The organism is Kitasatospora sp. NPDC059648, from assembly GCF_042734825.1.
Taxonomy (GTDB): Bacteria; Actinomycetota; Actinomycetes; order Streptomycetales; family Streptomycetaceae; genus Kitasatospora.
Genome location: NZ_JBHWDU010000051.1, coordinates 50,079 through 59,289 on the forward strand (window position 1 = coordinate 50,079; position 9,211 = coordinate 59,289).

Sequence of the window (9,211 nt, forward strand, 5' to 3'; positions counted from 1 at the left end):
GTCGCGCCGCTCAGCGGGTGGTCGCCTCCCACGGGCCCTGCTCGGGCCGCGCCTCGGTGTCCGTTCCCGGCCAGGGCGGCATGGTGACGGCCGTGATGCGCAGCGGTCCGTCGGCGTCCGGGTCGGCCCGGAACTGGAAGGCGGTGCCCAGCGGGATCGACGCCGCCGTCCCGGCCGCGATCCGGAGAGTCTCCTCCCGGCCGTTCTGGCGGCGCCACAGCTCCCCGCTGCCCGCGGTGACCTGCCACAGCTCCTGCACGGTGGCGTGCGACACCGCGTGGGCGACCTGCCCGGGGGCGAGCTCGAAGACCGCGAGGCTGCCCAGCCCGTCCAGTACCAGCAGCGGACGGACCACGGCGCCGTCCGGGGCGGTCACCACGGGGGCGTCGGCGGCCTCGGCGCTCTCGAAGGGCTGGTGCACAGGCGGTAGGGGTTGCTCACTCATCCGACGACCCGGCCTCTCGTGTGACGGAATGTTCCTCCCTACCCAGGAACGCCCCCGGCCTACCGCCCGGACTGCCCCGGGACGCCGCCGAACTCGCGCACGGCCTCGGTGACGATGGACTCCAGCCGGGCGTGGTGGGCGCCGCGCCAGTACGCCTGGCCGCAGTCGGCGCACTGGGCGAAGGCGTCATAGGAGCGCTCGGTGCCATCGTGGAGCTGCTCGCGCACGGTGGTCTTGCTCACCGTGCGCAGCGCGCCGTTGCAGGTGGTGCAGCGGCTCCAGGGCGCGAGCGGCGGGGCGAATCGGGAGAGCACGTCGCGCAGTTGCTCGGCGGGGCGGTGGCTGTAGACGTAGGCGCCGGCCCACAGTTCGCGGCGGCGCAGCAGGCCGCGGTCGCGGGAGAGCATCACCCGCTGCTCGGCGGCGGAGCGGGCGGCCAGGGCGGCGTCGCCGATGTCCGGGTTCTCGTACGCGGCGTCGATGCCGAGCAGGCGGAGCCGGCGGGCGAGGGTGCCGAGGTGGACGTCCAGCAGGAAGCGCGGCGGGGCGGGCGAGGGCTGCGGGCGGGCCACGGCCTCGACGCTGATGTGCTCCGTGTCGGCCGGGACGTGCGAGTCCGGGACCGGCCGGCCGTCCACCAGCAGGGTGCCGACCTCGGTGAGCGGGACGCCCAGCGACTCGACCACATGACCGAGGGTGGAGGTGCCGTCGGTGCGCAGCGCGGTGCGGCCCGCCCGCCGGGGCGCGGAGACGAAGAGTTGCAGCTCAGGGGCGAAGTCGAGCCAGATCTGGGGTCGGTCCACGCGGCCAGCATGCCAGCGGGGGACGGGCCGGGGCCACCGGTTTCCGGGCCGCGCCGCCGGTACGGACCCCAGGCCGCCGCGCCGCCGGTACGGACCCTAGGCCGCCGGGATGACCGGCGCGGGTGCCGGCCGTCGGTCGCGCGCCGCCCAGCGGGCGACCGGGCCCATCGCGTACCCGGCGGCCAGGAACACGCCGCCCAGCACCAGCCAGCCCGCGAGGCCGCCCTCAAGCAGCAGCGCGGTGAGCAGCAGCGGCCCGAGGGTGCGGGCGACGGTGACGCCGGTGCCGAAGAAGCCCTGGTACTGGCCGATCCGCTCGGGCGGCGCAAGGTCGAAGCCGAGCTGCCAGGAGCCGGCCGACTGCCGCATCTCGCCGGCCACCTGGAGCACGGCGGCGGCCACCAGCAGCGCGCCGAAGGCCCACACCGGCACGTCCAGGGCGGAGAGTCCGCAGACCACGCAGGCGGCGAGCAGCAGCACCCCGGAGGCGCGCACCGCCCGGACCGCCGACTCCAGCCCGCTGACGTCACGGGCCGCCCGGACCTGGAAGGCCAGCACGGCCAGGGTGTTGAGCACGAAGAGCACCGAGCCGAGCCAGCCGAGCCCGGAGGCACGCTGGGCGATCCACAGCGGCAGGATCAGGCTCAGCAGCGGCATCCGCAGCAGCAGCACGGTGTTGACCAGGGTGACGGCGGCGTACCGGCGGTCGCGCAGCACGGCGAGGCGCGGGCCGGTGCCCGACTCCTGCGGCGCGGGCGGGACTTCGGGCAGCCGCCGGAGCACCAGGGCCCCGGCCAGGAAGCCGAGCGCGGTGACGGCGAAGGCGCCCAGGTAGGCGCTCCGGGTGCCGACGGTCAGCGCGATGCCGCCGATGGCGGCCCCGACGGCCAGCCCGCCGTTGAGGGTCGACTGCAGATGGGCGAGCAGTCCGGTCCGTTCGGCACGCGGCACCAGGCCCGCGACCAGGGCCTGCCGGGCGGCGGTGAGGCCGGACTGCGCGGTGGCGTAGAGGCAGACGGCGAGCAGGAACAGCGCGTAGGAGCGCACCGCCAGGAGGGCGGCGACCACGGCGGCCGTGCCGAGCGCGAGGGCCACGGCGGTGCGGCGGGGGCCGCGCCGGTCGGCGAGGTGGCCGAGCGGGACGCCCGCCACCGAGCCGAGCGCCCAGGCGATCGCGAGGCCGAGGCCGAGGGCGGTCGGGGACATCCCGACGACCCGGGTGAAGTAGAGCGCGGAGCAGGTGTAGTAGGCGCCGTCGCCCACCGAACTCGCCAACTGGGCTGCGGCTAGGGTGCGCTGGGGGCCGGCGGGGGGCAGCAGGGCGAAACCTGCGGCGCTCTGGTTCGGCACTTCTCTCCTGTCGGACGGGCGGCGCGCGGGCCGGAGGTTCACGACCGCCGGGGCGGCTCTCAGCGGGGCACCGCCCAGCCTAGGGACCGAATGGACCGGCCGGCAGATCCAGTGATCTTGAATTTTCCCGGGCCACTTGGCCCGCCCGTCGGACGGCCCCCCCGCCGCACCGCCGAGCGAGCCCTGAACTCCCGTACGAGGGAGGCAGGTTGCCCCGGGGGCACGACCCCGGACCGGCCTCCCCCGCCCGGCCGAAGCGCCGTCCGTACCCGCTCCGACGCCGCCGCCCCAAGCGGACGGAAGCCCTCCACCACCCGGCCGGAGGGCCAAGATCGGTCATGTTGACCCGCCAGTAGTGCCCTCCTATGCTCAGCGGCGTTCGCGATCCGGCACCGGGGCCGGGGCCGTCCGTGCCCGCCCGATCCGGCGCCGTCCTTCGGCTCGAAGGGTTTCCTCCCATCAGCACCTCCATCGCCCCCTCGGACTCCGCCGGTCACCCGGGCGACGGCGGACGAGCGGCCGGCGCCGCTGCCCCGGAGAGCCCCGCGAGCCCCCCCGAGGCCACCGGCCGCCGCCGCTTCCTCACCTACCTGCTGGCCGCCCCGACCCTCACCGTCGCCGCCCGGCTCGGCCTCGACGCCGCCGCGCCCGCCTCCGCCCGAGCCGCCGTCCGCGCCACCGCGGCCGCCCAGGACGCCTCCGCGCCACCGCAGCTGCTCGGCCTGCCGGGCATCCCGGACGTCCTCGACCTCGGCGACGCGATGATCCTGGCCGGGCTGCCCACCGCGCACCTGCTGGTGCTCGAAATCACCCCTGCCGGGCGTGCCGCGCTCCACCTGCCCAGGCTGGAGGTCGGCCAGGGCCTGACCACCGCGATCGCCGTGCTGGTCGCCGACGAGCTCGACGCCAGGCTCACCGACGTGGACGTGCCGCTCTCCGACGGCCGCCCCGAACTGCTCTTCAACCAGCTCACCGGCGGCTCCAACTCGGTGCGCTCGCTCTACGACCCGGTGCGGGCCGCAGCCGCCGCCGCCCGCGCCCGGCTGGTCACCGCCGCCGCCCGGCGCTGGAACGTTCCGGCGAGCGGACTGCGCACCGCCGACTCCGCCGTTCTCGCCCCCGACGGCCGCCGCCTCGGCTTCGGCGAACTCGCGGCCGACGCCGCCTCGGTGGTCGTGCCGGACGTGCCCGCCACTCCCAAGTCCGCCGACCAGCGCCGCCTGGTGGGCAGGCCCACCGGACGCATCGACGCGCGTGACATCGTCACCGGGCGGGCCGAGTACGCCGGGGACCTGCAGATCCCGGGCGCCGCACCCACCGTGGTCGCCCGCCCGACCACCGTCAACGGCACCCTCAAGTCCCTGGACGCCTCCGTCGCCCGCGCCATGCCCGGCGTGCTCTCCGTGGTGCAGATCCCCAGCGGCGTCGCGGTCCTCGCCGAGACCTTCGACCAGGCGCTCAAGGCCCGCGACGCGCTGCGCACCACCTGGAACCCCGGCCCGGTCGCGGACCTGTCCGACGCCGACGTCCGGGCGAAGCTGCGCGCCGCCCACGCGCCGTTCCTGCTGCCACCGCTGCTCACCTCGCACCTGGACGGCGAGTTCGACTTCGCCTTCGTCAACCACGCCCCGATGGAGGTGCTGACCGCCGTCGCCGACGTCCGGCCGGGCCGCGCCGAGCTGTGGTTCGCGGCGCAGAGCCCGATCACCGCCCAGCAGACCATCGCCGCCGAACTCGGCCTGCCGCAGAGCGCCGTGACCGTCCACGTGGTGCGCGGTGGCGGCTCGTTCGGACGCCGGCTGTTCTTCGACGCCGCCCTGGAGGCCGCCCAGATCTCCAAGGCCGCCGGGCGCCCGGTCAAGCTGATGTGGACCCGCAACGACGACATGCGCCACGGCCGGATGCGCCCCGCCAGCCACCACCGGATCCGCGCCACCTACGGCCTCGGCCAGGTGCTCACCTGGGAGCACCGCGCCGCCACCGTCCGGACCGACCTCTCGCACGGGCTCGGCGAGGCGCTCACCGGCGCCGGGTTCGACCTCTCGGCCGCCGGGATCAGCCTCGCCCAGGCCTTCTTCCTGCTCACCGAGAAGAACCCGTACGACGTCGGCATCCCCACCCAGCTGCTCGCCGAGCTGCCGCTGCAGCTGCACACCGGCAGCTGGCGCTCGGTCTACTCGGGCACGGTCCGGGTCGCCGACGAGATCATGATGGACGAACTCGCGCGCCGGATGGGCCAGGACGAGGTCGCCTTCCGCCGCGCCCGGCTGCGCGACGCCGCCGGGCAGGCCCTGCTGGACACCGTCGCCAGGGCCGGCGGCTGGGGCCGCCCGATGCCGGCCGGCCGGGCCCAGGGCGTCGGCTACCACGACGAGAACGGCGGCCGGGTCGCCTACCTGGTCGAACTCGACGCCACCGACCGCGCCGATCCCCGGGTCACCAAGGCCGTCATCGCCGCCGACGTCGGCCAGGTCATCAACCCCCGCGGCCTGGAGGCCCAGCTGACCGGCGCCCTGTGCGACGGCATCTCGGTGATCCTCCGGGCCGGCAACCACCTCGACAACGGCGCCTTCCGGGAGGGCAGTTACGCCGATTTCCACTACGCCCGGCAGCGCGACACCCCGCCCACGGTCGAGATCCACCTGATGCCGTCGAGCGGAGCCCCGGGCGGGGCCGGCGAGCTGGGCGTCCCGGCCGCCTGCGCCGCGGTCGCCAACGCCTACGCCCGGGCGACCGGCACCAGCCCGCGCTCCTTCCCGATCGACTTCTGATCCGCACCGACCCCTGACCGCCCGGAACCAAGGACATCGACTCCCCGTGCCCACCCACACCTTCGTCCTCAACGGGCAGCCCGTGACCGTCGACGCCCCGGACGACATGCCGCTGCTCTGGGTGCTCCGCGACAAGCTCGGTGTCACCGGCCCCAAGTACGGCTGCGGTGTGGGTGTCTGCCGGGCCTGCACCAGTCACCTCGACGGCCAGGAGTTCCAGCCCTGCACCCGCTCCGTCAAGGACTGCGCGGGCCGCACGGTGACCACCATCGAGGGCCTCGCCGACGGCGACACCCTCCACCCCGTCCAGGAGGCCTGGATCGACTGCGACGTCGCCCAGTGCGGCTTCTGCCAGCCGGGCCAGATCATGACGGCCGTCGCCCTGCTGCGCCGCACGCCCGATCCGACGGACGCGGACATCGACCGGATCCAGAACATCTGCCGCTGCGGCAGCTACCCGCGCATCCGCGAGGCGATCAAGCGCGCGGCGGCGGCCGGACGGCTGCACTGACGCGGCGGCTCTGCCCTCGCGTGTGGTGGGCCTTCTCCTGGTACACCTGCTCGCCGACCTTCACCACTCCGGACGGGCGGGCCCTGCCGGTGCGCGACGGCATCGGCCCGCACCTGGCCGCGGGCGAGATCGCCGCCCTTCTCGGCAGGTCCGGCTCCGGCAGGCCCGGTGCGCGGTGCGGAGCGGCTGCCACGGCCCGGCCCGCGCGGTGGCGTCGAAAGCCGCGCTTCAGCGCCCGAGCAGTCGGTCCGCGATCTGCTCCACCACCGCGGCCGCGACGTGCCCCGGCCGGGCGTACTCGGCCGGAGTGGCGGGGCCGGTGCCCGGGATGAGGAGGTGGTTGAGCTCCGGGTGGATCCGGATCGCCACCTCGGGCCGGTCGGCGAGCGCCTGCTGCCAGCGCGTCAGGTCGTCCTCGACGGTCACCTGGTAGTCCCGCCCGCCTTGCAGGATCAGCATCGGGAGGGTCAGCCCGGCCGCCGTGGCCAGCTGGTCGTAGTCGCGCAGGTCGAGCCAGTAGGCGGCGGAGAGCCCGAACGGCAGTGACTCCGCCGGGGTGTCCGGGGTCAGTCCGGGGCCGGCCACCACCGCGGCCTGGCGGGCCAGCGCCGCCACCATCTCCGTCGCCTGCGGCCCGGGCGTCAGCGTCGCGAGGTGGCGCGCGACCCGGACGGCGGCCTCGTGCATCGGCTGGGCGTCCGCGGCCAGCAGCACCAGTCCCGCGACGGGCGGTTCGGCGGCGGCGGCGATCCGGGGCGCCACCTTGCCGCCCATGCTGTGGCCGACCAGGTGCACGCGGTTCGGGTCGACTTCGGGCCGGGCCCGGAGCAGTTCGACGGCGGCCAGCGCGGGCGGCAGGTACTCGTCGGCCATGGTGAAGTCGGCGGGCAGCCGGTCCGGGTGGGCGAAGGTCGGCTTGTCGAAGCGCAGCACGGCCACCTGCCGGCTGGCGAGCCCCCAGGCGAGGTCCTTGAGCGGCTTGTTGGGGCCGCTGCTCCCGTCCCGGTCGAAGGCGCCGCCGCCGCTGAGCAGCACCACGGCGGGCCGGGGCCCCGGGCCGACCGGAAGGCTGAGCGTTCCGGGCACGGCGAGCGGCCCGCTGCCGAGCCGGACCTCGGTCTCGGTGAACCGAGCCGGGTCCGCGTACGTCGGCGGCTGCCAGGCCGCGGCCTCGCCCGGATCGAGCCGCAGCCCGTGCAGCAGCCCGTCCGCGCCGACCGAGGTGACCACGGTGAACCCGCCGTCCCCGCAGCTCACCGGGAGGTGCACCCGGACCGGCTCGTCGCCGGGGCTGGCGACCGGTTCCGCGATCGCGGTCACCCCACCCCGCCCGTCGGTCTCGGTCGTCCAGGCGAGCCGCAGCGCCTCGGCCGGGACGGCGGCCCGCAGCGGTGGCGCGAACAGCTCGACGGCCCCGGTGAAGTCCCCGGCCCGTAGCAGCGCGGCGAACGCCCGCGCCACCTCCAACACCCTGTCTTCGTTCTCCCCCATGGCCAAGAAGGTTATCAGGATGGTGAGTTCGGGGAGTCAGACTTCGGCGGCCGCCCAGGGGTCGCGGCCGAAGAAGGCGGCCAGCCGGTCGTACACCGGGGCGCCCGCCGGGGCGGGCACCTCGGGGCCGAAGGCGTGGTGCCCCGCCTCGTCACCGCGGTACTCGGGCCTGAGGGCGCCACGGGCCCAGTCGAGCGCCGCGAGCGCCACCTCGTGGTCCAGGCCCTCGGTCGACTGGCCGGTCGCGCGCGCCAGGTCCCAGGCGTGGACGGCGAATTCGGCGACCTGCTGGTCGACCGGGAACCGCGCCGGCAGGACGGCGCCGCCGGGGGCCGGCGTCGTGCCGGTGAGGTCCCCGGCGGCGCGCCAGGCCGTGACCAGCCGTTCCGCGCCGGCCTCGAAGGCGTGCAGCCAGTCCTCCTCCACCCGCTCGAAGGACTGCGACCGGTCCGGCTGTCCGCCCTCGGCCCGCAGGGTGAACTGCCGCAGGTCGAACAGGAGGTGGCTGACCAGGTCGCCGACGTCCCAGGAGCGGCAGGGGGTCGGGTGGCCGGCCAGCTCGACGCCGGTGCCGTCGATCAGGCCCGCCGTCTGGGCCAGGGCCCGGGCGAGCAGCTCGATCGGGTCGTCCACCGCGGTCATGGCACACCTCTCGGTCGGGGGGCACGGATCGTGCCGGGCGATCGTAAGCGCGGGCACCGACGACGGCCGGGCACGACACCCGGGCGCCCGGCGCGATGCCGCACCGCGTCCGGCGGGAGGAACCGCTCATGAACGTCCTCACTGTCAGGCGGCGAAACCGCCGTCCACCGAAAGCTCCGCACCGCTGACGTACCGGCCCTCCTCACCCACCAGGTAGGAGACGGCGCCCGCCACCTCGTTCACCGTGCCGTACCGGCTTCGAGGGCGACGAAACCGCGCTGGCCGTCGGCGGACGGGCCGCCGGCCGGGTTCATGTCGGTGTCGATCGGGCCGGGGTGGACCAGGTTGAGGTGATCACAACGTTCAACTACGCCTCCGTACCTCCCGGGGGCGTGCAGCGGTAGTACGACCCGACGGCCGGCTGCCCGGTCCGGTTGGGGCCGGCCGACGGGTCGGCGCCCGCGTACTCGAACGGCAGTCGAACCGGTCGCCCGCCGTCCAGGAGCAGCAGGTGACGGCGCGCCCGGTACTCGAACCCGGCCGCCCGCAGCGCGGCCACCACCGCACGCGCCGCGCCGGAGCCGTCGGGCCGGCGCACCGATTCCGGGTCGAAGTGGGCGGCGAACCGGCCGTCCGGGGTGAGCCAGGAGGCGGCGCGGACGATCGCGCCGAGCTGGTCGCCGAGGTAGTGCAGGCCGTGCACACAGGTGATCAGGTGGTACGACCGATCGGGCGCCCAGTCCCCGAGCGCCGCCGTCACCAGCCGAAGCCGCGGGCCGGACGGCGGGATCCGGAGGACGGGCCGTACCGGACCGACCAGGTCGACGCCGGTCAGCTCTGCGCCCGCGGGCAGCACCCGGGCCGCCTCCGCGAGCGCCCGGCCCTCCCCGCTGCACAGGTCCAGCCAGCCGGGCGCGGCCCCACCGTGCTCCCGCAGCCAGGCGGCGGGGTCGAAGCCGAGCTCCCGGACGTAGCTGTTCACTCCGCCGAGCCCGCGCTCGCGGTTCATCGTGCTGTTGGCCACCACGGAGGAGGCGGTGAGCTCACTGTCACTGACCAGTCGGACCATCAGCCGACCCTACTGGTACCGCGGTTCGCCGAACGCCCGAGCGCCCCCCCGCGGGGGTGATGCGGGCACGGGCTTTCCCGGGAACATCCGATCCGGCGGCCCGCCGAAGGGGGGAAAGAGCCGTCCGTA

General features: G+C 75.6%; 9 protein-coding genes. 2 read left to right on the forward strand and 7 right to left on the reverse strand.

Features of this window, described 5'->3' with window-relative positions; all coding sequences use genetic code 11:
* Positions 1 to 10 precede the first annotated feature (10 nt).
* The 3 genes from ACFV1W_RS26020 to ACFV1W_RS26030 form a co-directional block, all read right to left on the reverse strand.
* Positions 11 to 445: a cupin domain-containing protein gene (locus ACFV1W_RS26020; protein ID WP_380419648.1), complete on the reverse strand. Its 435-nt coding sequence runs from the start codon at positions 443 to 445 to the stop codon at positions 11 to 13.
* A gap of 59 nt (positions 446 to 504) precedes the next feature.
* Positions 505 to 1,248: a Mut7-C RNAse domain-containing protein gene (locus ACFV1W_RS26025; protein ID WP_380419649.1), complete on the reverse strand. Its 744-nt coding sequence runs from the start codon at positions 1,246 to 1,248 to the stop codon at positions 505 to 507.
* Positions 1,249 to 1,344: 96 nt separating this feature from the next.
* Positions 1,345 to 2,598, reverse strand: a complete 1,254-nt coding sequence (locus ACFV1W_RS26030; RefSeq protein ID WP_380419650.1) for an MFS transporter — start codon at positions 2,596 to 2,598, stop codon at positions 1,345 to 1,347.
* Between the two features lie 410 nt (positions 2,599 to 3,008).
* On the opposite strand from ACFV1W_RS26030, the gene ACFV1W_RS26035 reads away from it, so the two are divergent.
* Positions 3,009 to 5,369 carry a molybdopterin cofactor-binding domain-containing protein gene (locus tag ACFV1W_RS26035; RefSeq protein WP_380419651.1) on the forward strand — a complete coding sequence of 787 codons (2,361 nt, stop codon included), beginning with the start codon at positions 3,009 to 3,011 and terminating at the stop codon, positions 5,367 to 5,369.
* A gap of 46 nt (positions 5,370 to 5,415) precedes the next feature.
* Positions 5,416 to 5,880, forward strand: coding sequence for a (2Fe-2S)-binding protein (locus ACFV1W_RS26040; protein ID WP_380419652.1), 465 nt, complete (start codon positions 5,416 to 5,418; stop codon positions 5,878 to 5,880).
* A 228-nt stretch (positions 5,881 to 6,108) separates the two neighbouring features.
* Here ACFV1W_RS26040 and ACFV1W_RS26045 read toward each other — a convergent pair whose 3' ends face one another.
* The 4 genes from ACFV1W_RS26045 to ACFV1W_RS26060 form a co-directional block, all read right to left on the reverse strand.
* Positions 6,109 to 7,371 (reverse strand): alpha/beta hydrolase family protein, encoded by a 1,263-nt coding sequence (locus ACFV1W_RS26045; protein ID WP_380419653.1) that lies wholly within the window; start codon positions 7,369 to 7,371, stop codon positions 6,109 to 6,111.
* A gap of 36 nt (positions 7,372 to 7,407) precedes the next feature.
* Positions 7,408 to 8,013 (reverse strand): TIGR03086 family metal-binding protein, encoded by a 606-nt coding sequence (locus ACFV1W_RS26050; RefSeq protein ID WP_380419654.1) that lies wholly within the window; start codon positions 8,011 to 8,013, stop codon positions 7,408 to 7,410.
* A 144-nt stretch (positions 8,014 to 8,157) separates the two neighbouring features.
* Positions 8,158 to 8,256 (reverse strand): hypothetical protein, encoded by a 99-nt coding sequence (locus ACFV1W_RS26055; RefSeq protein ID WP_380419655.1) that lies wholly within the window; start codon positions 8,254 to 8,256, stop codon positions 8,158 to 8,160.
* 124 nt (positions 8,257 to 8,380) lie between these two features.
* Positions 8,381 to 9,082, reverse strand: coding sequence for a class I SAM-dependent methyltransferase (locus ACFV1W_RS26060; RefSeq protein WP_380419656.1), 702 nt, complete (start codon positions 9,080 to 9,082; stop codon positions 8,381 to 8,383).
* Positions 9,083 to 9,211: the final 129 nt, after the last annotated feature.

Bases quoted from the DNA above. Each gene is read 5' to 3' on its own strand.
- ACFV1W_RS26060 (WP_380419656.1), bottom strand. From the start codon at position 9,082: ATGGTCCGACTGGTCAGTGACAGTGAGCTCACCGCCTCCTCCGTGGTG.
- ACFV1W_RS26020 (WP_380419648.1), bottom strand. From the start codon at position 445: ATGAGTGAGCAACCCCTACCGCCTGTGCACCAGCCCTTCGAGAGCGCC.
- ACFV1W_RS26050 (WP_380419654.1), bottom strand. From the start codon at position 8,013: ATGACCGCGGTGGACGACCCGATCGAGCTGCTCGCCCGGGCCCTGGCC.
- ACFV1W_RS26045 (WP_380419653.1), bottom strand. From the start codon at position 7,371: ATGGGGGAGAACGAAGACAGGGTGTTGGAGGTGGCGCGGGCGTTCGCC.